General features: G+C 66.8%; 19 protein-coding genes. 7 read left to right on the top strand and 12 right to left on the bottom strand.

Annotation, left to right across the window (positions count from 1 at the left end):
- Positions 1–23: 23 nt before the first annotated feature.
- Positions 24–1844 carry a hypothetical protein gene (locus tag NL241_RS22265; RefSeq protein WP_494395055.1) on the top strand — a complete coding sequence of 607 codons (1821 nt, stop codon included), beginning with the start codon at positions 24–26 and terminating at the stop codon, positions 1842–1844.
- 10 nt (positions 1845–1854) lie between these two features.
- Here NL241_RS22265 and NL241_RS22260 read toward each other — a convergent pair whose 3' ends face one another.
- Both NL241_RS22260 and NL241_RS22255 read right to left on the bottom strand, forming a co-directional pair.
- Positions 1855–3882 carry a glycoside hydrolase family 183 protein gene (locus tag NL241_RS22260; RefSeq protein ID WP_494395054.1) on the bottom strand — a complete coding sequence of 676 codons (2028 nt, stop codon included), beginning with the start codon at positions 3880–3882 and terminating at the stop codon, positions 1855–1857.
- Between the two features lie 133 nt (positions 3883–4015).
- Positions 4016–4825, bottom strand: coding sequence for a TIGR03620 family F420-dependent LLM class oxidoreductase (locus NL241_RS22255; RefSeq protein ID WP_494395053.1), 810 nt, complete (start codon positions 4823–4825; stop codon positions 4016–4018).
- A 218-nt stretch (positions 4826–5043) separates the two neighbouring features.
- On the opposite strand from NL241_RS22255, the gene NL241_RS22250 reads away from it, so the two are divergent.
- Positions 5044–6360, top strand: a complete 1317-nt coding sequence (locus NL241_RS22250; protein ID WP_494395052.1) for a glycoside hydrolase family 183 protein — start codon at positions 5044–5046, stop codon at positions 6358–6360.
- Here the strand turns inward: NL241_RS22250 and NL241_RS22245 are convergent.
- From NL241_RS22245 to NL241_RS22230, 4 genes are all read right to left on the bottom strand, one after another.
- On the bottom strand, positions 6357–6566 hold the full coding sequence (locus NL241_RS22245; RefSeq protein WP_487687794.1) for a DUF1918 domain-containing protein: 210 nt from the start codon (positions 6564–6566) through the stop codon (positions 6357–6359). The genes NL241_RS22250 and NL241_RS22245 overlap by 4 nt on opposite strands.
- Positions 6567–6649: 83 nt before the next feature.
- On the bottom strand, positions 6650–7087 hold the full coding sequence (locus NL241_RS22240) for a hypothetical protein (protein ID WP_494398363.1): 438 nt from the start codon (positions 7085–7087) through the stop codon (positions 6650–6652).
- A gap of 9 nt (positions 7088–7096) precedes the next feature.
- Entirely contained in the window at positions 7097–7837 is a 741-nt protein-coding gene (locus tag NL241_RS22235; RefSeq protein ID WP_494395051.1) for an SDR family NAD(P)-dependent oxidoreductase, read from the bottom strand.
- Positions 7830–8393 (bottom strand): TetR/AcrR family transcriptional regulator, encoded by a 564-nt coding sequence (locus NL241_RS22230; RefSeq protein WP_494395050.1) that lies wholly within the window; start codon positions 8391–8393, stop codon positions 7830–7832. Before NL241_RS22230 ends, NL241_RS22235 begins: the two co-directional genes overlap by 8 nt.
- An 84-nt stretch (positions 8394–8477) precedes the next feature.
- Between NL241_RS22230 and NL241_RS22225 the strand changes: the two genes are divergently transcribed.
- Positions 8478–9215, top strand: a complete 738-nt coding sequence (locus tag NL241_RS22225; RefSeq protein ID WP_494395049.1) for an SDR family oxidoreductase — start codon at positions 8478–8480, stop codon at positions 9213–9215.
- A 183-nt stretch (positions 9216–9398) separates the two neighbouring features.
- Complete coding sequence (locus NL241_RS22220) at positions 9399–10775, top strand: HNH endonuclease signature motif containing protein (protein WP_494395048.1); 1377 nt, start codon at positions 9399–9401, stop codon at positions 10773–10775.
- Between the two features lie 66 nt (positions 10776–10841).
- Here the strand turns inward: NL241_RS22220 and NL241_RS22215 are convergent, their stop codons facing one another.
- The 5 genes from NL241_RS22215 to NL241_RS22195 all read right to left on the bottom strand — a co-directional run bounded on the left by NL241_RS22215 (position 10842) and on the right by NL241_RS22195 (position 17306).
- Entirely contained in the window at positions 10842–12449 is a 1608-nt protein-coding gene (locus NL241_RS22215) for a dipeptide ABC transporter ATP-binding protein (protein WP_494395047.1), read from the bottom strand.
- A complete protein-coding gene (locus NL241_RS22210) occupies positions 12446–13327 on the bottom strand; it encodes an ABC transporter permease (RefSeq protein ID WP_487687812.1) in 882 nt (293 codons plus the stop codon). The genes NL241_RS22215 and NL241_RS22210 overlap by 4 nt, the downstream gene beginning before the upstream one ends.
- Positions 13324–14280 carry an ABC transporter permease gene (locus tag NL241_RS22205; protein WP_494395046.1) on the bottom strand — a complete coding sequence of 319 codons (957 nt, stop codon included), beginning with the start codon at positions 14278–14280 and terminating at the stop codon, positions 13324–13326. The genes NL241_RS22210 and NL241_RS22205 overlap by 4 nt, the downstream gene beginning before the upstream one ends.
- Complete coding sequence (locus NL241_RS22200) at positions 14277–15809, bottom strand: ABC transporter substrate-binding protein (protein WP_487687818.1); 1533 nt, start codon at positions 15807–15809, stop codon at positions 14277–14279. The genes NL241_RS22205 and NL241_RS22200 overlap by 4 nt, the downstream gene beginning before the upstream one ends.
- Before the next feature lie 243 nt (positions 15810–16052).
- Positions 16053–17306 (bottom strand): PE-PPE domain-containing protein, encoded by a 1254-nt coding sequence (locus tag NL241_RS22195; RefSeq protein WP_494395045.1) that lies wholly within the window; start codon positions 17304–17306, stop codon positions 16053–16055.
- Positions 17307–17515: 209 nt separating this feature from the next.
- On the opposite strand from NL241_RS22195, the gene NL241_RS22190 reads away from it, so the two are divergent.
- Both NL241_RS22190 and NL241_RS22185 read left to right on the top strand, forming a co-directional pair.
- Complete coding sequence (locus NL241_RS22190; protein ID WP_494395044.1) at positions 17516–18595, top strand: NAD(P)H-dependent amine dehydrogenase family protein; 1080 nt, start codon at positions 17516–17518, stop codon at positions 18593–18595.
- 101 nt (positions 18596–18696) lie between these two features.
- Positions 18697–20556, top strand: a complete 1860-nt coding sequence (locus NL241_RS22185) for an Hsp70 family protein (protein WP_494395043.1) — start codon at positions 18697–18699, stop codon at positions 20554–20556.
- A gap of 1 nt (position 20557) precedes the next feature.
- On the opposite strand, the gene map is transcribed toward NL241_RS22185, so the two are convergent.
- On the bottom strand, positions 20558–21328 hold the full coding sequence (gene map / locus NL241_RS22180) for a type I methionyl aminopeptidase (protein WP_494395042.1): 771 nt from the start codon (positions 21326–21328) through the stop codon (positions 20558–20560).
- 87 nt (positions 21329–21415) lie between these two features.
- Between map and NL241_RS22175 the strand changes: the two genes are divergently transcribed.
- Positions 21416–21682 (top strand): helix-turn-helix domain-containing protein, encoded by a 267-nt coding sequence (locus tag NL241_RS22175; RefSeq protein WP_494395041.1) that lies wholly within the window; start codon positions 21416–21418, stop codon positions 21680–21682.

The following is a 21682-nucleotide window of genomic DNA, read 5'->3' as shown; positions in this document are numbered from 1 at the left end:
CGAAACCTCATGGGGGAGGGGACATGTCGATAAGTGAAGAACAACGCAACGGGTCGGCTGCGCCGGCGGAGAAGCGGGTCTACACACCGCCCACCCGGCCGGCGAGCATGGACGATCTGGGCTTCGACCGTCGCGAGCCGGTGCGCTGGTTCAGCCCGTCGACGCTCGCGCGGACGGCTGCCAAGGTGGTGCTGTCCCTGGTGTTCGGCGACTACCTCGACAAACGGGAAATGCAACAGTCGCTGGGCTCGCGGGTGTTGCAGGCCAAGGCGACCGGCACCGACGTATGGGTGGATTTTGTGGCCGACACCGCCGACGGCTTCGACACCAGTTACTCGGTGGCCTGGACTGTGGCCCAGCGTGAGATCGCTGTCGAGGGGGTACCGCAGGGGTTGCCCCGCGCGGACGTCTTGGTGCTCGGCGGCGACCAGGTGTATCCCTACGCCACCATCCGGGAGTACGAGGACCGCTTCCGCGGGCCCTACAAGGCCGCATTGCCGTGGACGGATCCCGACGGTGAACGGGATCTGCCGATGATGCTGGCCCTGCCCGGCAACCACGACTGGTACGACGGCCTCACCGGTTTCATGCGGGTGTTCGCCCAAGGCGATCGGCCCGGTGACGACGACGTGCCGGAAGGTGGCTGGTTGGGCGGCTGGCAGCTCAAGCAGTCGCGCAGCTATTTCGCTGTGGACCTGCCGGGGCCGTTCTGGTTGTGGGGCATCGACATCCAGAACGGCGCATATCTGGATGTGGCGCAGATCCGCTACTTCGAGGACGCGGCGACGATGATGAATCCGGGCGATCGGCTCATCCTGTGCACGGCCGTACCGAGCTGGGCCGCCACCGCTGAAGACCCGCGCGCCTACGACAACCTCGCCTGGGTGGAGAAGGCGCTGGTACCCGACCAGGTGACCACGGTGTTGATGATCTCCGGTGACAAACACCATTTCGCCCGGTACGACGCGGCCGACGCCGATCGCGGGAAACGGGTGCGGCTGACCGCCGGCGGTGGGGGTGCGTTCCTGTCCGCGACGCACAAGCTCGACGAGGACCTCGAGGTGATCGTTCCGCAGCCGCGGTCCTCGACCACACCGTTTGTCAACGCCGCCAAAGAGACGTTCATCCGGCGGGATGTCTACCCCGAGCAGCGGACGTCCCGGGGGCTTTCCTGGCGGGTCCTGCAACTGGGCAGGTTCAACCCGGAGTTCATGATCCTGCCGGCGCTGGTGCACCTATTGCTGTTCATCGCCAACACAGCGGCGCTGCCCAGCGAAGCAATGCCGCCACTGGGTGATCTGTTCGTGCGCACCACCAGTCCGGCGAGCGTCGTGGTGGTGTTCCTGCTGTGGTGTCTGCTCGCAGCGTTTTTCGACGCGCCGAAGAACCTGGGCAACCGCACGCGGATGCTCTACAAGATCGGCATCGGCGCGGTACACACCGCGCTGCACGTGCTGGTGCAAGGCCTCATCGCGTGGATCGCATTCGAGGTCTGTCGAAACCTGGGCGGAGGTGTGGCGTACATGCTGGGCGCCGGGGTGATCGTGCTGGTGCTCGGCGGCATCCTGGGCTCGCTCACCTTCGGCGTGTATCTGTTCCTCACGTTCTGGCTGCTCAACTGCCATGCCACGGAGGCGTTCTCAGCCTTCCGTTACGAGGGCTACAAGAACTTCCTGCGCATGCACATCACCGATGAGGAGATCACCGTCTATCCCATCGGGATCCCGAAGGTCTGCCGGCGGTGGGATGTCGACAACACCACGGTCGATGCCGAGGCTTCCTACGTCAAACCGTTGACGCCGATCGCCCTGCACCTGATCGGTGACCCGATCACGTTGCGCTAGTGCTGGTTTGTCACACCTGCACGGTCTGCAGGGGGCTCAGGTCGGTCTTCATCAGCACCACGTTGTAGTCGCCCCAGATCGACATGTTCCAGTAGAGATTGTTGTAGTCGGCGTCCCCGTCGTCGACCAGAAGCCCGGTGCCCGACCACGGGTGGATCATGGGAGCGTACAGACCCGGGTACTGGACCGAACTCGCCAACTGGACCGGGTCCGACCACGCGCCTTCCGGGGTGTCGGCGACACGCATCTGGATGTTGTTGTTGCCGTCGCCGTAGAGCACCACGTACTTGTCGAGGTACTCGTTGTACTGCACCGACATCTCACTGACGTTGCCGCCGGTCTTGGCGCCGAACAGCCCGCCGAGGTAGCCGCCGAACACGTTGGGATCGTTGGCCCAGTCGACGACAAAACCGAACAGCCCCGATGACCGGTCCGTGCCGATGACCGGCTTGGCCACCGCGGCGTTACCGGCGACCCAGTTGTTTCCGTCCCAGTACTCATACTTGCTCAGGTCGGTGACGTCACCTTCGGCGACGCGGGACAGGTAGGCCGATCCAGCGCGCCCGGAGGGGGTGCCGAATGCGTACAGGTAACGCGGGTCGCCCTCGGCCACTTGGTCTTCGGGCTGCAGCACGTAGGCCATCTGCTGGAAGTTCTGGTCACCGGGCCGGTACGGCGTCGAGGAGCGCAGCCAGCCCGCCGAGCGGATGGTCGACGGCACCAGTTCCCATACGTTGCCACTCGCGTTGAACCGCGAGATGGCCGAGAAGTTGGTGGTCCACCGGCCGGGGGTATCCCACGATTTCACCGACATGTAGTTGACGTACTGCCTGCCGTCGATCTGAATGCCCGCGGTGGGGATCACGGTCACCTCGGACCCGAAGAGGCCCAGAGCCTGCCGACCGCGGATGAACTGGCTCAGGACCCGGCCGGTGGGCGCGAGGTCGAGACCGTCCCCGAGTGCGTCGTCGTAGCTGATCAGAAGAGCGTTGCTCAGCCAATCGCCCTGCATGTGCGGGCCGCGGAACGAGTCGCCGAAGGCGACGTGCACGAATCGCTGACCGTTGATGGTGCCGCCGTCCCACATGATGCCCAGGTCGGTACTGCCGATGCCGAACTCGGCAGCGGTGTCCTGAGTCGGGTTGACGCGGATCCCGTTCAAGTACCTGACGCCGGCACCTGTCACCCAACCGAGCGGGCTCGAACTCAACCGTCCCGGCAGGGGATCGACCACGGCGGCGGCGGCATAGTTGGCCGCCGCGGGGGAGGCCTGCCCCGCGGCGGTGTAGCTGCGCTCTGACTCCCGGCGCACCCAGCCCAGCAGCGCCGCCAGGGCCGGCGCCTGCGCCGGGGCGGTCGGGCTGTTGTCACTCGCGGACTCCGGACCGAACGCGCCGAGCAGACGCGTCACCAGGCGGGGCCGTACGGCGGCCTCGACCTGGGCCTGTATGTAGGCGTTGGTGCGGACCCGGGTGGGGGCGGCCGCCGAGGCGGGCTTCACCGCGATGGGGGCCGACAATTCGCGGTCCACGGAGGTGTCGGTCACGGGGTCCGTCGGCTCGGGCTGGGCCGGCTCGGTGGGGGTCTGCTGAGCTGAGGTGGACGGCGCAGCGTCGGTGTCGTCGCGTTCGGCGCGCTTGGTTCCGTACCCCGACTTCGAGGCGCTCGTGGCCTTGGTTTCGGTTTTGGGGGCGTCGCGGTCGGCGTCGTCGTCCTTGTCTGATTTGGTGTCCGGTGCGTCGTCGGCGTTCTTGGTGTCGGCGTTCTTGGTGTCGGAGGGGGTGTCCTTGGTCGACTCACGCGTGGTGTTGCGCTCGGAGGACTTGTAGGTGGATCTCTCGGAGCGCCGGTCCTTGCCTGATTCCGATGATGTGCTCCCGGAGGAGTCCGACGAGCTCGACGATGAGTCCGAGGAGGCGGAGGTGGTGTCGGCGTACGCGATCCCGGCTCCGCTGGCGATCGCGGCGCCGACGCCGAGAGCTACCGCGAGACCGCCGATGCGGCCGATGTAGGTGGCTGCGTTGTTTGTCGCACTCATCTGGAGACATACCTCTCGGATCGCAGGCCCCCCGACCCGTTGTTTGCCGGAGCAAACTTACAGTGTTGTCAGCGCCGAACGGTGGACATCAGGGCAGAATCCAGGCGAACATGTCGCAATCGTTACGGGGTGCTCACCCGAGAAGCAGTGGTGCCAGTGCGCGGGCGGCGGCCAGAGGACCCGGTTGATCCCCGTTGTGCAGGACCGACACCGATACATGATCGGCGCCGGCCGCCCGCAGTTCCGCCGCGCGTTCGGCCACTGCGGCCGGTGAACCCCAGGCGGTCAGCGCGTCGACGAGCCGGTCTCCGAGTGTCTCGATCTCGCGATCGGTGAACCCCTGGCGCCGGGCCGAATCCCGGTACCCGCGCACCTGCCCCAGCAGGAACCGCAACGGTTGACGCGCCGTCTCGCGGGCGGTGACCGGATTGCCGTCGAGCACCGCGAACAACCCGACTGCCAACAGTCTGTCGCCGCCGAGACTGCGCCGGGCGGCCCTGACGTAGGCGGGTGTCACCAGGATCGGCACCGCCCCACTGGCTCGCCGTCGCGCCACATCCAGCCGCCGCGGACCGATGGCCGCGAGAATGCGCCGTTCGCAGGGCACGGCGTCGAGTTGATCGAGGTACTGCTCGAAGGCCGCGACGGTCGCCGGGCGCTGCGGGCCGCCGAGGCCCACCAACAACCGGCCCGGGTACTGCGACTCGGCGCGCCGGTACAGCTCGATCACCTCAGCGGCGGGATGGACGTCGGCGGAGATGATCGACGACCCGACGACCGCCCGCCGGGTGGCTGCGAGCAGATCCGTCAGCCGGGTCAACCGATCGAGCTGACCACCGGCCATCCACAGCGTGGTGAAACCGAGGTCCTCGATCACGGCGGCCGTGTCCAGCCCGGTCTTTTCGATCGCGAAACCCCACGGTCCGAGCGAGTCAACAGGCATGGAACCGACGCTAAGACCTCAATGACTGTTCAGGTCAAGGCTCGTCACGACACGGTCACGCTTGCATCTCAAGTGGGAGCTGGATCTCCGAATGAGTCACTTCAGTCACTACTGTCACAAGAGCGTCGCTGTCGGGGTCGGCGTCGTTCAGGGCAGAACAAGGTGACCTGTGTTGGAAGGCCGTGCAACGGCCTGTGATTCGCGCCCCGGAAGGTGACATGTCGGCGTTCCTGCGACCTATCTCGATGGCCGCTGCGTCCTCGCTGGTGGCTGCGCTGGTGATCCCGATGGCTGTCATCACCCCTGCTGCTGCGGACCCGTGCTCGGTGCCGCCTCCGAGCGCCTCGGCCCGCGGACTGGCACCGTCGGCCGCGCCGAAACTGCCCGTCCTGCATCTGCCCATCGGACGCAAGCCCGGAGCCGTCGCCAACCCGAACAACCTCAGCCCGGCGCAGGCCGATGCCGCGGTGGCGCCCAACACCGCCGCGCGGGCCGCCGCGGCGCCCGCGGTGACCACCGCGACCCGAGTGGACTGGGTGACCGGCCCGGAAACCGACTCCTACAAACGTTTCGGAATCTCGGGAACCGATCTGGGCATCATGTGGGACAACGGGTCGACCAGCAATCCGCAGGTACTGATCGCCTTCGGCGACACCTTCGGCAACTGCAGTGTCCAGGATCAGGAGTGGCGCAAGAACGTCCTGTACCGCAGCGCGGACCGGAACCTGGCCGACGGCATGCGAATACCAGATCCCCGCTATGGCGACATCTACGCCGGCTCACCGGTGGCGCAGAACCGGCCCGACTTCTCTCGCCAGGTCATCGCCAGCCTGGGTCTGGCCGCCACCGAGGTGACTGTCATCCCGACGGCGGGCATTTCGGTGGGCACCAGACAGTACGTGAACTTCATGTCGGTGAGCCAGTGGGGCAATCCCGGGCAGTGGTCGACGAACTTCTCGGCCGTCGCGGTCTCGGACGACAATGGCGAGAACTGGACGGTACCGCGCACCAGCATCCGGCCCAGCTGGTTCAACACGGTGCCCGGCATCCCGTTCGTCTGGGGCTTCCAGAACTTCCAGATGGCCGCCTACGTGCGCTCCGGCGGGTACGTCTACAACTACGGCACAGGTGCCGGCCGCGGTGGAATGCCTTTCCTGGCAAGGGTTCCGGAGAACGCGGTGGCCGACAACTCCGCGTACGAGTACTACACACCTTTCGGCTGGATCAGGAACACGCCCTACCTCGCGCTGCAGGTGGTGTGGGCTCCGGGCAGCGAGATGTCCGTCGCGTGGAATGACCATCTGCAGAAGTTCGTGATGCTGTACACCAACACCGTGAACAACGTGGTGATGCGCACCGCCGACCGCCCGGAAGGCCCCTGGAGCCAGGCCAAGACGATCGTCAACACCGCCGAGGTGCCTGGCGGCATCTACGCGCCCTACATCCACCCGTGGTCCAAAGGTTCAGACCTGTATTTCACGTTGTCGTTGTGGTCGACCTACAGCGTGATGTTGATGCACACGTCGTTGGACTAGTGCGAGGTGCGGGCGTGCTCGTCCGCGGTGATGATGATGGCGTCCGATCCCGGATACACCGTCGCCTCGTGACCGTCCAACGACCAGCGCACCACGTACGGGGGAGACCCGTCCTCGGAGCGGACCTCGAGGATCTCGGCGTGCTGCTCGTGTCGTTCGGTCGTTGTTCCCTTGACGACGAGGAAGTCACCGACTTTCGCCTTCATGTCCGCTCCCTTCGTTCAGCGCTTCGCGGACACTTCCTATCGTGCGCGCCGCGAGCGGCACTCGGGGCGGATCGGCAGAAGATTCAGGCGTGCACGTCGCGCTTGCCGACGGCGAAGCGCAGACCCGAGCAGTTGTAGCACCCGATACAACCGACACAGTTGACACAACCCACGCAGCCCAGGCAGGCGATGCACTTCTTGCAGAAGGCGCAGGCCACACAGGCGATGCTGCCGGCGATGGCGAGAGACATTGCGATGACGATGCTTCCGGCCACCGCGGCGCTGCCCGCAGTGGCGATCGAGCCGGCCACCGCGGTGCTGGCCGCCGTGGCCGCCGAGCTCACCACGCCGGCGCTGGCGACCGTGGCCGCCGAGCCGGCCACCGCGGTGCTGGCGACGGTGGCCGCCGACCCGGCCACGGCGGTGCTGGCGACGGTGGCGACCGATCCGGCGACCGCGGTGCTGTCCGAGGTGCCGATGGACTGGTTGTCAGCCTCGAGGGATTTGACCACGGCGTTGATGGTGCCAGCTCAGCCGGCAGTTTTCCCGTTATCGACGATGTACACCGCGCCGTGCACTGCGGAGGCGTCATCGCTGGCCAGGAATGCGATGGTCTTGGCGACATCGGCGACGTCCATCAACCCCCGCGGCGAGGCGATGCGCATGATCAGGTTCCAGTCGGCGTTCTCGGGGGCGGCGAACTCAGTGGCCTGCGGGGTCACCATGCCACCGGGGCACACCGCGTTGACACGCAACCGGTCGGCGGTGAACTCGATGGCCAGTGCGCGGGTCAGGCCGACGAGTCCGTGTTTGGCGGCGCAGTAGCCGGCCGAGTACACCTCACCTTCGATGCCGGCGATCGAAGACACGTTGACGATGCTGCCGCCCGTCTCCAGCAGATGCGGGAGCGCGGCGCGGCACAGGAAGAACGGGCCGTTGAGGTTGACCGCGAGGTCGTAAGCCCACTCGTCGTCGGTGACGTCGCGGGTGTGTCGCATGGTGTGAAAACCCGCGACATTGATCAAAGCGTCGAGGCGGCCGAACTTCTCCACGCACTGCTGCACCGCCCCGGCGCAAGCCTCCGGGGACACGATGTCGACCGAGTCGTAGACGCCGCCGGGGACGTCGGCGAATACCGTCGCCATCCGGTCGGCATCGCGGGAGATGCCGAACACCGAGGCGCCGCGTGCGGCGAACAACTGCGCCACCGCTGCGCCGAGTCCGGAGGATGCGCCGGTCACCAGGGCCACTTTGCCCGTGAGGTCAGTCATCGTCAGACCTTCTCACACGCATCCCATCGAGAATCACGCGCAGCAGGTGGTGTGCGCGGAGGTCCCATTCGGCATCCTCGAGGCGGGTGAGATAACCGATCAGGAGAATGACATCGCGGGCGTCGATATCGCCGCGCAGCGTCCCTTCGGACTTGCCGGCGTCGAGCAGGCTGGTGATCGCATCACCGATCGGACCCAGGCTGTGCGCCGAAAGATCCTGCCAGACAGCCACTTCCAGGGCCGCGAACACGCCACGTTTGACCCGCGCGTACTCGGCCACGCGGTCGAACCACCGTTGCAGGGCCTCGAGGGCACTGTGTTCGGTGAGCAGTGCGGGCGCGGCGGCCACCAGTTCGTCGACATCGTGGCGGTACACCTCGGACAACAGGTGTTCCCGGGTGGGGAAGTGACGGTACATCGTGGCCTGCCCGACGCCGGCTCGCTTGGCGATGGCATTGAGCCGCAGCTCTTCTGAACCGATGATCAATTCCCGGGCTGCCTCCAGGATGCGGTCGCGGTTTTCGGCCGCGTCGGCGCGGCGTCGTGGTGCGCTCATCACCCTCCTAGCCTAAACGGACACGTGTTCGGTACGGTGGAATGAGTAAACGGACACGTATCCACTTATCTGAGGGAGTGTGGAATGAGCGACAACTCGAAGGTTGTGGCGATCACGGGCGCCGGCACCGGGATCGGCGCCGCAACGGCCGAACACCTGGCCGCTGACGGGCATGCAGTGGTGCTGGGAGCGCGGCGCCGGGAGCGGCTCGATGAGGTCGTCGAGCGGATCACCGCTCGCGGTGGACGGGCGTTCGGTGTGGTGACCGACGTGACGAGTTATGCCGATGTGCAGGCCATGGTGGACACGGCGGTGCGGGAGTATGGCCGGCTCGACGTTCTGGTGAGCAACGCCGGTATTGCCAAGACCGGGCTGGTGGCCGACCGCGACGTCGCCGGCTGGGACGCCATGATCGACGTCAACCTCCGTGGCGTCCTGCACGGCCTCGCCGCGGCCTTGCCGGTGTTCCGGCGGCAGGGCGCAGGGCATTTCGTGACCACACTGTCGACGTCCGGACTCAAAATCGTGCCGACCCAAGGGGTTTACGCTGCCACCAAGAATGCGGTACGGACGCTGCTGGAGGCGTTCCGGCAGGAGAACACCGATGGGGTGGTGCGGACGACCGCCATCTCACCCGGCGTGGTGGCGACCGAACTGGCCGACTCGATCGACGACAGCGAGCTGCGCGAGCAGATCCGTAGCAGCATGGCCGAGTACGGGCTGCCTGCCGATGCGGTGGCGCGGGCGATCGCCTTCGCGATCAGCCAGCCGGCCGACGTGGAGATCGGCGACATCACGATCCGGCCGACGGTGCAGAGCTGACGTTCATCTGGCTGCGCCCAAATCGGCGCTATCGAGGCGCCGATATCTCGCAGAGGGTTGCTTTCAGGCGCACTTCACGACCCTGGCGTGCATCTCGGCGAATCACGAAAACTGCTGCGCCACTTCAGTATCAGCAGTCACAAACGGGGCGTTCTTGTCGGTGGCTGGGTCTAGCTTCAGGGTATGGGTACTTCAGCGATCGCCGACAAGGAGGCGATGCTGGCTGCCCAAGCGCAGATCGAAGTCTTGACCGCGCAGATGAACTCGTTGTCGATCGATGCGTTCACCCCGCTGGAGTTGTTGGCGCTGATGCAGCGCCGCGAAACCGTCACCTGGATGCAGCCGGCCCTGGATCACAAGGTGTATCAACGGCTGAGGTCGGAATGCGCGCCGAAACAGTTGGGGGCGAGCAGCTTCAAGAAGGTCTTGGCGGCCCGGTTGCGGATCAGTGACAGCGAAGCCGCCCGCCGCCTCACGTCGGCCGCACTTTTGGGTCCGCGCACCGCACTGACCGGCGAACCACTGCCACCCACGCTGCCCAACATCGCCGCCGCCCAAGCCCACGGCCTGATCGGTCCGGAACATGTGGCGAAGGTCAAAACGTTCTTCAAGAACCTCCCGGCATCGGTGGACTTCTCGGCCCGTGAAGCCGCCGAAGCCGACCTGGCCCGCCACGCCTCGACCCTGGATGTCGACGGCTTCACCGAAGTCGCCGACCGGTTGAAATACCTCCTCAACCAAGACGGCGAATTCTCCGATGTCGATCGTCAGGCCGGCCGGTATTTCACCATCGGTAAGCAGGACGCCGACGGCAACGTGCCGGTGCACGGCAGGCTCACCCCGGAATGCGCGGCCACCCTGCACGCAGCGCAGGCGAAACTGGCGGCCCCGGGTATGTGCAACCCGGCCGATGAGGCCCCGCAGGTCGACGGGGAACCCGATCCGGAGCGCGCCCGCACCGATGCCCGCACCCAGGGGCAACGCAATCATGATGCGTTGCTGGCGATGGGCCGGGCGCTGTTGGCCTCCGGTGACCTCGGCCACCACAACGGCCTGCCCGTCACCATCATCGTCAAAGCCAACCTCACCGACCTGGAGAAAGGGGTGGGCCACGGCCTGACCGCCGACGGGACGTTGATCCCGATGCCCGAGGTCATCCGGATGGCTTCTCACGCGTTTCATTACCTGGCGTTGTTCGACGGCAAAGGGGTGCCGTTGCACCTGGGGCGCGCTCGCCGGACCGCTTCCCGGGGGCAGCGGATCATGCTGCTGGCCCAACACGGTGGCTGCACCATGCCCGGATGCACCGCCTGCGGGTACCGCTGCCAGGTCCATCACGCCACCAAAGACTGGAAAGACGGCGGCGAAACAAACATCGAAGACCTCACCCTGGCCTGTGGGCCGGACAACCGGATGGTCGAAACCACCGGTTGGACCACCCGAAACCGGCCTGAGGACGGCGTCACCGAATGGATCCCACCCCCGGAACTGGACTGCGGACAGTCCCGCGTCAATGTCTATCACCACCCCGACCGGATCCTCGCCCCCGACGATCCCTAACCCGAGGGTGAGCTCAAAGCCGGCCGCCGGCAACACAAGTCAGCGGCCGGCTGGACGCCGTCCTGTTCAGGCCGAGGCCCGCGGCCGCGCCGGGGGCACCGCGGCGAGCAGCGCACGGGTGTACTCGTCGGAGGGGTCCGCGAACAACTCTGCGGCGGGGCGGTTTTCGACGGCCACCCCGTTACGCAGCACCAGCACCTGATGACACATGCGTTGCACCACCGCGAGGTCGTGGGCGATGAACAGGTAGGTCAGCCCGAGCTCGGACTGCAGCCGCGCCAGTAGATCCAGGACTCGGGCCTGCACCGATACGTCCAGAGATGCGGTGGACTCGTCGAGGATCAGCAGGTCTGGTTCCGTGGCCAACGCGCGCGCGATGCTGACTCGTTGACGCTGACCGCCGGAGAGCTCATGTGGGTACCGAGACGCGAACCCCGGGGGCAGGCCGACGAGTTCGAGCAGTTCGGCTACCCGCGCGCCCCGGGCACGCTTGTCTTTCGCCAGCTTGTGCACCAGCAGCGGTTCGGCGATCGCGGTGTCGATGCGGGCCCGCGGATTCAACGACGAGAACGGGTCCTGGAACACCAGGCTGATCTGGCGGCGCAGTTGCTTCTGTTGTGGGCCGGCTGCGCCGAACAGGTCCACACCTCCCAGCGTGGCGGTGCCCGCGTCGGGGGTGATCTGCCCGGTGAGAGCGGCCGCGACGGTGGACTTGCCCGATCCGGACTCACCGACCAGACCGAGCGTGGTGCCACGGGCAATTGAGAACGAAACTTGCTGTACCGCGTGGACTTCCGTCTTTCCGGTGGGCGTCTGTACGGGGAAGCGCACATCGAGGCCGTCGACCTGCAGCAGCACCGGAGCGTCCGCGGCAGCCGGCGGTGGGCCTTGGTCGCCGATCATCGGTCGGGCGGCCAGTAGTTCGCGGGTGTAGTCGCTGTGCGGGCGGTCGAAGACGTCCAGGACCGGCGCCTGCTCGACCGCGGATCCGTCGCGCAGCACCGTCACCTCGTCGGCCACCTGGCCGATGACACCGAGATCGTGGCTGATCCACACCACCGCAGTTCCGAAGTCGCGCTGGAGTGTGCGCACCAGCTCGATGATCTGGGCCTGGGTGGTGACGTCCAGCGCGGTGGTGGGTTCGTCGGCGATCAGCAGTTCGGGGTCACAGGCCAGGGCGATGGCGATCATCACGCGCTGGCGCTGGCCACCGGAGAGCTGGTGCGGATAGGAGTGCAACCGGCGGGCCGGATCGGGCAGCCCCACGGCCTCCAACAGCTCCAGTGCCCGGTCCTTGGCAGCCCGCCGGGTGAGATCACGGTGTGCTTCGAGGGATTCGGTGATCTGACGTTCCAGCGTCAGCAAGGGGTTGAGTGACGTGCCCGGGTCCTGGAACACGAAGCCGATGCGTGCGCCGTGCACCTTCCTGAGCGCGCGGTCCGAAGCTCCGACCAGTTGCACGTCACCGGCCAGGACACTGGAGCCCCGCACAGCGGCGCCAGGAGTGTCCAGCAGTCCGGTGGCCGCCAGCACCGTCATCGACTTACCCGACCCGGATTCACCGACCAGACCCAACGTCTGCTCACGCTGTACCCCGAAGGAGATGCCGCGCACGATGTCTCGCCGACCGATGCCGACCTCGAGGCCCTCGACCTGCAGCACTGGCGCCGTCATCGCTTGCTCCTGGATTCGATCATGCTGCGCTGTTTGGGATCGAGCACGTCGCGCAGACCGTCACCGAACAGGTTGAACGCCAGCACCGTCACGAAAATGGCCGCACCGGGAAAGACCGCCATCCACCAGGCCAGGGTGACGAAGCCTTGCGAGTCGAAGATCATCCGCCCCAGCGACGGTTGCGGTGGCTGGATTCCCAGGCCCAGAAATGACAGCGCGGCCTCGGACAGGATCGCGAATGCCAGCGACAACGAGGTCTGCACGATCAGCGGGCCGGCGATATTGGGCAGGATGTGCCTGCGCAGTATGTACGCATGTCCGGTGCCCATGGTCCTGGACACCGCGACATACGGCTCGACGCGCACACTGAGTGTGCTGGCCCGGGCCACCCGCGCGAAGATCGGGGTGTAGACGATGCCGATCGCCAGGATGGTCGTCGTCACGCCCGGGCCCAGGATCGCCACCACCGCCAGCGCCAGCAGCAGCACCGGGAAGGCGAACATCACGTCGACGATGCGCATGAACACGGCGTCGATCCAGCCGCCCCAGTAGCCGGCGACCAGGCCGACGGTCACCCCGACCACCGCTGCGAACGCCACGCTGATCACTGCGACCTTCATCGAGGCCTGGATGGCGACGAGGACGCGGGAGAGCACATCGCGCCCCAACTCGTCGGTGCCGAACCAATGTGCGCCGCTGGGGGATTGCAGTGCGTTCGGCACATCGATGTCGTTGATGCCGTACGGAGTGATCCACGTTGCGGTGATCGCGATGAACGCGATCAGGATCAGCAGTGCCGCGCTGATGGTCGTGACGGGATTGGCCAGCAGGATACGCCAGGAAGACACCCTGGCCTGGTCGTCGGTGGGGGTGCTCATGACAGCCGGATCCTCGGGTCGACGACGGCGTACAGGGCGTCCACGATCAGATTGATCAACAGGAACAGCGCCGCGATCAGCAGTACCGCACCCTGGATCACCGGATAGTCGCGGGCGGCGACGGCGTTGTACACCAACCGACCCAGACCGGGCCACGCGAACACCACCTCGACGACGATGACGCCGCCGAGGATGGTTGCCAACTGGATGCCTGTGATGGTCAGCACCGGAACCAGGGCATTGCGCACGATATGGCGTTCGGTGATCACGCGCGGTGCCAGGCCCTTGGACCGGGCGGTACGTACATAGCCGGTGGAGGCGACCTCCAGGACGGCCGAGCGGATGTAGCGGGTCATGATGGCACCCGCCACCACACCGACCGTCAGCGCGGGCAAGATGATGTGCTGCAGCCAGCCAACGGGATCGCTGAGTAACGGCCGGTAACCGGAAGTGGGCAGCCAGCCCAGGGTCGTGGAGAACAGCGCGATCAGCAGGATGCCCATCCAGAAGTCGGGAATCGAGACACCGAACTGGCTTGTGACACGCACGATTCCGTCACTCAGCTTGCCCTCGTGCAACGCCGAGTAGATACCGGCCGGAATCGCGATCACCAGCGCGATCACAATGCCCGCGACGGCCAGGGAGACCGTGGCCGGCAGCCGGTCCAGCAGGGTGACCGTCACCGGGTCGCCGTTGCGGAAGCTGACGCCCAGGTCGCCGGTCAACGCCGAGCCGATGTAACCGAAGAACTGCTCGATCAGCGGGCGGTCCAATCCGCTGGCAGAGCGCAGTGCTTCGTAGGCCTCGGGTGTGTAGCGGGTACCCAGCGCGATGCGCACCGGGTCGCCGGGCACCAGGTGCACGAGCGCGAACACCAGCACCAGCACCCCGAAGAGCACCACCAGGGTGTAGAGCAGTCGCCGGGCCAGGAACCGGACGATTGGTGAGCTCATGCCGCACCGCCGTCGTTCAATTCCGCGGTGCGGAACCGGATTGCGCCGTCGCGTCGTGCGACATACCCCTGCAGCTCCGGCGTCCACGCCTGGATGACCGACGGGTTGTACAGGTAGATGTAGCTGACGTTGTCGGCGATCAGCGTGGCGGCCTTGGCGTAATCGTCGGCGCGGGCATCGCGGTTGGTCTCCACGCGGCCGGCGTCGAGCAGGCGGTCCACCTCCGGGTCGGAGAACTTCTGCGCGTTGCTGGTGCCGTCGGTGTGGTGTTGGGCGTAGTAGAAGTCGTCGGGATCGATATTGCCCAGCCAGCCCATCATCAGCATGTCGAAGTTGCCGGTGTTCTGTTCATCGAGCCAGGTGGCGAAGTCGACGGTGCGGATGTTCACCGTGATACCCAGTGGGGCAAGGTTGTCCGCGATGATCTGCGCCGCGGTGACGGTCTCGGGGTATTCGCTGGTGACCAGCATGTCCAGATTCTCGGGTCGGGCGCCGGCTTCGTCGAGCAGGGATCGGGCCTTGTCGAGGTCATAACTGTAGGTGTCATACGGCGTGAACCACGGGTTGCCGTCGGGAATCGCCAGTTGGTTGAGCGCCGCGGTGCCGTAACTCGTGGCCTGCACAATGGCCTCGCGGTCGATACCGTAGGCGATCGCCTGACGCACCCGGACGTCGTTCCAGGGCGGGCGGGCGCCGTTGAGTGCCAGGTACCAGTAGTCGTTGCTCGGGGTGACCGCCAGGTGCAGTGAGTCGTCGTTCTCGAGTTGGGCGACTCGTTGTGGCGGAACCGAATCGGTCCAATCGATCTCACCGGCCTGCAGGGCCGACAGGGCGGTGGACGGCTCGGAGATGAAGCGGAACGTGACACCGGGAACCTTCGGTGGGCCCGCCCAGTAGTCGGGATTGGCACGCAACGTGATGGAGTCACCGCTTGTCTGGCCCGAGAACGCGAACGGCCCGGTGCCCACCGGATTGGTTGCGATCTGGCCGCTTTCGACATTCTCACGCGACACGATGGCCATACCTTTGAAGCCGCCCAGATTGGTCAACAGGTTCGGGGTTGGCCGTTCCAGGCGGATCACCACGGTCAGCGGGTCCGGCGCGGTGACGTCGGTGACGGCGCTGAACTTGTCGACGTTGGTGAGTTCCTCGTCGATGATGCGTCGGTACGAGAACACCACGTCGTCGGCGGTGAACGGGCTGCCGTCGTGGAATGTCACGCCGGGACGCAGCCGGAAGGTCCAGGTGAGCTGATCGGGGGACACCTGCCATGACTCGGCCAGTGCGGGCTGCATCTCCAGGTTTTCATCGGGTTCGACCAGGGTGTCGTAGATGTTCTCGAGGACTTCGAACGAGAAGTACGCCGAGGTCTTGTGAGGATCGAGTTGGTCGGGTTCACCGGCGATCGCGGCGATCAGATTGCCGGCCCCGTCACCAAGGTCTACCCGCTGCCCGGTGGAACAGCCTGCCACCAGCATGAGCAGAGCGGATAGCACGGCGACAGCGGTCGACACCGCTGGCTTTCGCATCAGGTCTCACCCCACGATCGGATACGCCGGCGCTTAGGGGTTGCCCGAAAACAAATGGGGATAAACCCACGAGCGGATCAGTCGCGGTGCAGCCGCAGCACCGTGCGCTGCGGCTCCGGGTTCCGGTGCCGGATGGCCGCGCCGCCTGCCCCGGCACAGACGCCCAGTACGTGTCCTCGGCCATCCGTCGTCCCGCGCCCGGCTGCGTTGCCGGGCCCGGGAAGCGCAATTCGGTGGATCCGCTCAGGCGGCCGCGGAATCGCTGTCAGTGGCGCTGTCCTGCGCGTCGTGCGTCGTCTCGGCGTCGGTGTCGTCGTCCTGCGGCTCGGGGGCGTCCGATTCGCCGGGCCCGTCCTCCGATTCGCCTTCGGCCTCCGACTCCGCTTCGTCGCCGGATCTGCTTTCGCTGGAGAAGGTTTCGTCACTGTCCAGGTCGGCCGAGGCGGACGTCGAGTTGCGTTTGTGCGACGCGGCGGTACGGCGCTTCGTCACCGGTTCGGGGGCATCGACAGCGTCGCTGTCCTCGCTACTGGCGGGGGTCACCTCGTCATCGGCCACTTCGTCGACATCGGCGTCGGCGTGTTGTAGCGGCGGAAACAGTTCAGCCTGAGTGGGCTGGCCGTAATCACTTCTGTCATAACCGAGTTCGATCAGGGTCCGCAGTGGGCGATCGATGGCGTCGAGCAGCTGGTCGGGGACCAGACCCTCGAACGGGATCAGGAGCGGAATGTGGTCGGTGTTGAGCAGGTAATAGGTGGTGTTGCCGTGCGTCGAAACCTCGGCGTCGGCGAGCGTCTGCGCAGTGACGTTCTGATCGGCTCTGCCGTGCAGCAGGGCGATGCCCACCAACGCATTCGCGGTCGCCAGCAAATTCAGCGGATACTTCGGGAAGTCGGCCCAGCCGTCATAGCGGTAGGCGATGTCGATCACCGGGTCGCCGTCGGTGGGGGTGGCCCCGTTGAACGGGATGTCCAAGATGGGAATGTAGAAACCGTTGAACCGCTGCAGGATTCCGCCGTTGGGTCGGTTCGGGTTGCCGACCAGGACGTAGGTGTTGCCGGCGTCGGGGTGGTCGCGCATGTATTCGGTGACCACCACCGCGCCTTCGGAGTAGCCGAAAACGATGACCGGATTGCTGGTGTCGCCGCCGGCGGCGATGGTATCGGTGAGCGACTCGAGGCCTTCTTCGACGGCGGCGCCGTAGGTCGGATCGCTGAACCCACCGCTGGACACCGGCCAGAACCCGCCGGAATACGGCACATTGGTCGGGCCGTCGTGTGCGCCCAGCGTGGCGGTGAGCACCTTGTCGGCCCACGCGACGTACTTGGCGTCCGCCGGGTCGCCGATCTTGGTGCCCCGCACGAGGTAGGCGTTCGGTGCGTCATCGGCGAGCAGGTGCGCGCCGACCGACACCGCCGGCGTCAACCCTAGCGCGACCGCACTGACAACTGCCATCCCCGCGACCGACAGCGCCCCGCCGCCCCGCCACTTTGCCATGCAACCCCCCCGAGAACTCCGTGATCTGCGCGGAATGCTACCTGGCGGATCAGGCTGCCCGTGTCCTTTGCTGAATTCGCACAGACCGGACGGTAAACCGGGTGTGTGCCGACTTTCGACGCGTGGAGTAGCGAAATCGGGTCCGGGAGCGTCGGCGGCGTGCCAGGGTGAGTCTCGACAACCGGGGGATCGAAAGGTGGGCACAGACGGTGGGCACTGCCAAACGGGTCGTGGTGTGGGGTACCGGTTTCGTCGGCCGGATGGTGATCGGCGAGATCGTCGACCATCCCGGGTTCGATCTGGTGGGCGTCGGAGTCAGCAACCCTGACAAGGTCGGCCGCGATGTCGGCGAGATCTGTGGGCTGGCTGAACCGGTGGGCGTGACCGCCACCGACGATGTGGACGCACTGATCGCGCTGGCACCCGACGCGGTGGTGCACTACGGGCCCACCGCCGCGCACGCCGAGGAGAACATCCGGTTGATCGGCCGATTCCTGCGGGCCGGAATCGACGTGTGCTCCACCGCGATGACGCCCTGGGTCTGGCCGGCGATGACGCTGAACCCGCCGAACTGGATCGAACCGATCACCCGAGCCTGTGAGGAGGGCGGGGCGTCGTGCTTCACCACGGGCATCGACCCCGGCTTCGCCAACGATCTGTTCCCGATGACGCTGATGGGTCTGTGCTCCGAGGTGCGCCGGGTCCGGGCCTCTGAGTTGCTGGACTACACCAACTACGAAGGCGACTACGAGTTCGAGATGGGCATCGGCCGGGAACCGGAGTTCCGTCCGCTGCTGGAAAACCCGGACGTGTTGATCTTCGCCTGGGGTGCGACGGTACCGATGATGGCCCACGCCGCCGGCATCGAACTCGACGAGATCACCACGACCTGGGAGAAGTGGGTCACGCCCGAGGAGCGCAAGACCGCCAAGGGGGTGATCCCGCCGGGGCACGTGGCAGCCGTGCGCTTCACCATCAACGGTGTCTACCGGGGCGAGACTCGCATCCAGCTCGAGCACGTCAACCGCATCGGCCATGACGCCGCTCCGGAGTGGCCCTCGGGCACCGAGGACGACGTGTATCGCGTCGACATCGAGGGCACACCCAGCATCTTCCAGGAGACGGCGTTCCGGTTCACCGACGGCTCCGGCCGGGACGCGGCTGCCGCCGGATGCCTGGCCACCGGCCTGCGCGCACTCAACGCGGTGCCGGCCGTCAACGACCGCCCGCCAGGCTGGGTGACACCACTGGACCTGCCCCTGATACCCGGGTTCGGCACGATCCGCTGAGATATCGGCCACCTTTGCTGACGTAACGCCTGCCGGCCCGGAGACGAGAAACCCGTACAGGGATTTTCGGGCTTGCCCTGCGCTGGCTCAGATGGGATGAGATGGCAGACGCAACGTTGCAGGCGGTCGGACTGTCGGTGGGCGCCACGGCTGTGGCCGCTGTTACTTCTGATACCGCTGTGGTGAGAACGCCGGTGCTGACGTACTACGCGCAGCGCCCGCCGATGGTCGGCGCGCCGTGGGAGAACCCGACGGCCCCCGCCGACGAGCGCGGTCAGGTGCTCAGCGATTTCGTGGACCGCGTGGGAGATCCGATCGGCATCCTGGCCTCCGACGGTTCCAGCCATCGTGGCGGGCGTGTCCTGGCCGACGCCTTGCGCGCGCTGGCGTATCTGTCCCGTCGTGAGCTCCCCGAGGTCGCTGCCGTGGCCTATCCCGCGCACTGGCGCCCGCAGGCCGTCGAGGCGTTACGCCGCGAAGTGAGCCGGGTGCCGGAATGGTCGCGCACCCAGATACCGGTGATCTCCGATGTGACGGCCGCCGTCACCGCTCTGCAGCACAACCCCGGACTACCCACGCGCGGCGTCGTGGCCGTCTGCGACTTCGGCGGAAGCGGTACCAACCTCACGCTCGTCGACGCCGCCTCCGGCTACCGGCCGATCGGCGCAACAGTTCGTCATCTCGACTTCTCCGGCGATCTGGTTGATCAGGCCCTGCTGACTCAGGTGATCGGCGGGCTGGCCGAGGCCGGTGCCGTGGACCTGGCCTCCACCTCGGCCATCGGTTCGCTGAGCACGCTGCGCCTGGCCTGCCGCGGCGCCAAGGAACGGCTGTCGTCGGCCACGGTGACCGCGCTGCCCGTCGACCTGCCCGGTCACCGTGGTGACGTACGACTGACCCGCACCGAACTCGACGACGCGGTGCGGGCACCGCTGAGTGGTGTGCTCGATGCGCTCGATGACTTGATGCGGCGCAACGGGATTCGGCCGGCGGACCTGGCGGCTGTCGCGACCGTCGGGGGAGGCGCGGCGATGGTGGCCGTCACCACCGCACTCTCGGAGACCCTGCGGGTGCCGGTGATCACCTCTCCACGTCCCGCCCTGTCCGCTGCGACGGGCGCGGCCCTGCGGGCGCTGCGCGGGCCCGGCGATGACAGCGCGACGGTCATGACCGTGGCCCCCGCATCCATGACAGCCACCGTGGCCGCCGCCGCTGCGGTGCCGGATACCCAGTTGGCGTGGTCGCAGGCCGAGGACATTCCGGACCTGGTTCCTGTCGACGCCGGCGGGTGGACCGGTGCGCGCCCGCAGGTCGAGTTCATCGAGGATCCGGCCGCTGCACGCGCCGACGAGCCGCCGGCGTGGTACCGCAGACCGGCGCTCCTGATGGCCGCGGCCGCCGCCGTGCTGCTTGCCGCCGTCGGTGGTATCGGTATCGCGCTGACCTCCGAGACCACCACCACCCCGGCGAGCACCCCGAGCCCGACGTTGGCGCCGGCCATCCCGCCTGCACCGGCCCCGCAACCGCTGGCAGTGGAACCTCCGGCCCCGGCGGTCCAACCTGCACCGGCGCCGATCCGCACGGTGACCGCAGTGCCCGCGCCCGTCACCCGTAACCAAGTGGTCCGGGCGCCCGCACCGGCCAGCCCGCCGCCGCCGGCGCCGAGCACAACCCCGCCGCCCACAACGACTGCTCCCGAGACGACTCCGCCTCCGACAACGACTCCGCCGACAACAACTCCTCCGACAACAACTCCTCCGACAACAACTCCTCCGACAACGACTCCGCCACCCACGACGACTCCGCCTCCGGTCACCGAAACGGTTACCGAGACCGTGCAGCCGAGTCCCGAGCCACCGGTTGCCGAACCCGATCCGCCGCAGGAAGATCCGGCGCCGGCCTGGACAGTGCCGCCGATCCCCACCATCCCCGGCCTGCCGACGTTCCTGCCGCAGCCCTGAGTCAGGGCTTCCGCGAGGTGAGTACCAGCGGTGCACCATCGGTGATCGCGATGGTGTGTTCACTGTGGGCGGTGCGAGATCCGTCGGCCGAGCGGATGGTCCACCCGTCCGGGTCGTAGACGATCTGGTCGGTACCGGCCGCGAACCACGGTTCGAGCGCCAGCGTCAGGCCGGGCCGCAACGCGAGACCCCGACGCGGGCGTCCGACGTTCGGGACGTGCGGGTCCTCGTGCATGGTGCGGCCGATGCCGTGGCCACCGAAGTCGGTGTTGACCCGGTATCCGTAGTCCGCTGCCACGGCATTGATGGCCGCGGAGATGTCGCCGAGCCGGTTTCCCGGCAGGGCAGCGGTGATGCCCGCCGCCAGGGCCTCCTCCGTGGCCGCGATGAGGCGTTGGTCCTCGGCTCGCGGGGTGCCGACGATGATGCTGCGCGCGGAATCGGCGGCCCACCCGTCGATGGTCACGGCGATGTCCATGGTCAGCAGGTCGCCGTCGGCGAGTACATAGTCGTGCGGAAGACCATGCAGCACAGCGTCATTGACGGAGAGGCAGATGACGTTGCGGAAGGGTCCGCGCCCGAATGACGGTGCGTAATCCCAGTAGCACGATTGTGCGCCACGCTCGGCGATCATCGTCCGGGCGCGGTGTTCGAGGTCGAGCAGGTTCACCCCCGGGTGGGCGCGGCCGGCGAGATCGTCGAGCAACTCGGCGATGAAGGCGCCGGTGACGCCCATGGCCTCGATCTCACGCGGTGTCTTCAGTTCCAACATCAGAGTCCTCCCTCGGCAACCGGTATGAAAATACCAGCCCGGGCGAGGATTCGGTATTTTCATACCGCACCGGGGTAGGCTGGGCTCATGGTGCGTCTCCCGCTGACCGCAGAACAACTGGCCGCCGGCAAGCGGATCGGCAAGCAGATCCGCCAGGCCCGGGCGGACCGCACTCTCACCGAAGTGGCTGAGGCGGCGGGCATTTCCCCCGAGACGCTGCGCAAGATCGAGACCGGCCGACTGGCCACCCCGGCGTTCACCACCATCGCCGCGTTGGCGCGGGTGCTTCCCCTGTCACTCGACGAGCTTGCCGATACCTGCCTCGGCCGTACCGATCTGCAACAGACCGGCTGA

It is taken from the genome of Mycolicibacterium sp. SMGY-1XX (assembly GCF_059132455.1).
Note: the sequence above shows the minus strand (reverse complement) of the source record. Positions and strands in the feature narration are given on the sequence as shown.

Bases quoted from the DNA above. Each gene is read 5' to 3' on its own strand.
- NL241_RS22205 (WP_494395046.1), bottom strand. From the start codon at position 14,280: ATGAGCTCACCAATCGTCCGGTTCCTGGCCCGGCGACTGCTCTACACC.
- NL241_RS22200 (WP_487687818.1), bottom strand. From the start codon at position 15,809: ATGCGAAAGCCAGCGGTGTCGACCGCTGTCGCCGTGCTATCCGCTCTG.
- NL241_RS22245 (WP_487687794.1), bottom strand. From the start codon at position 6,566: ATGAAGGCGAAAGTCGGTGACTTCCTCGTCGTCAAGGGAACAACGACC.
- NL241_RS22265 (WP_494395055.1), top strand. From the start codon at position 24: ATGTCGATAAGTGAAGAACAACGCAACGGGTCGGCTGCGCCGGCGGAG.
- NL241_RS22255 (WP_494395053.1), bottom strand. From the start codon at position 4,825: ATGCCTGTTGACTCGCTCGGACCGTGGGGTTTCGCGATCGAAAAGACC.
- NL241_RS22185 (WP_494395043.1), top strand. From the start codon at position 18,697: ATGGCAGACGCAACGTTGCAGGCGGTCGGACTGTCGGTGGGCGCCACG.
- map (WP_494395042.1), bottom strand. From the start codon at position 21,328: ATGTTGGAACTGAAGACACCGCGTGAGATCGAGGCCATGGGCGTCACC.
- NL241_RS22175 (WP_494395041.1), top strand. From the start codon at position 21,416: ATGGTGCGTCTCCCGCTGACCGCAGAACAACTGGCCGCCGGCAAGCGG.
- NL241_RS22210 (WP_487687812.1), bottom strand. From the start codon at position 13,327: ATGAGCACCCCCACCGACGACCAGGCCAGGGTGTCTTCCTGGCGTATC.
- NL241_RS22215 (WP_494395047.1), bottom strand. From the start codon at position 12,449: ATGACGGCGCCAGTGCTGCAGGTCGAGGGCCTCGAGGTCGGCATCGGT.
- NL241_RS22260 (WP_494395054.1), bottom strand. From the start codon at position 3,882: ATGAGTGCGACAAACAACGCAGCCACCTACATCGGCCGCATCGGCGGT.
- NL241_RS22235 (WP_494395051.1), bottom strand. From the start codon at position 7,837: ATGACTGACCTCACGGGCAAAGTGGCCCTGGTGACCGGCGCATCCTCC.
- NL241_RS22195 (WP_494395045.1), bottom strand. From the start codon at position 17,306: ATGGCAAAGTGGCGGGGCGGCGGGGCGCTGTCGGTCGCGGGGATGGCA.
- NL241_RS22250 (WP_494395052.1), top strand. From the start codon at position 5,044: ATGTCGGCGTTCCTGCGACCTATCTCGATGGCCGCTGCGTCCTCGCTG.
- NL241_RS22220 (WP_494395048.1), top strand. From the start codon at position 9,399: ATGGGTACTTCAGCGATCGCCGACAAGGAGGCGATGCTGGCTGCCCAA.
- NL241_RS22225 (WP_494395049.1), top strand. From the start codon at position 8,478: ATGAGCGACAACTCGAAGGTTGTGGCGATCACGGGCGCCGGCACCGGG.
- NL241_RS22230 (WP_494395050.1), bottom strand. From the start codon at position 8,393: ATGAGCGCACCACGACGCCGCGCCGACGCGGCCGAAAACCGCGACCGC.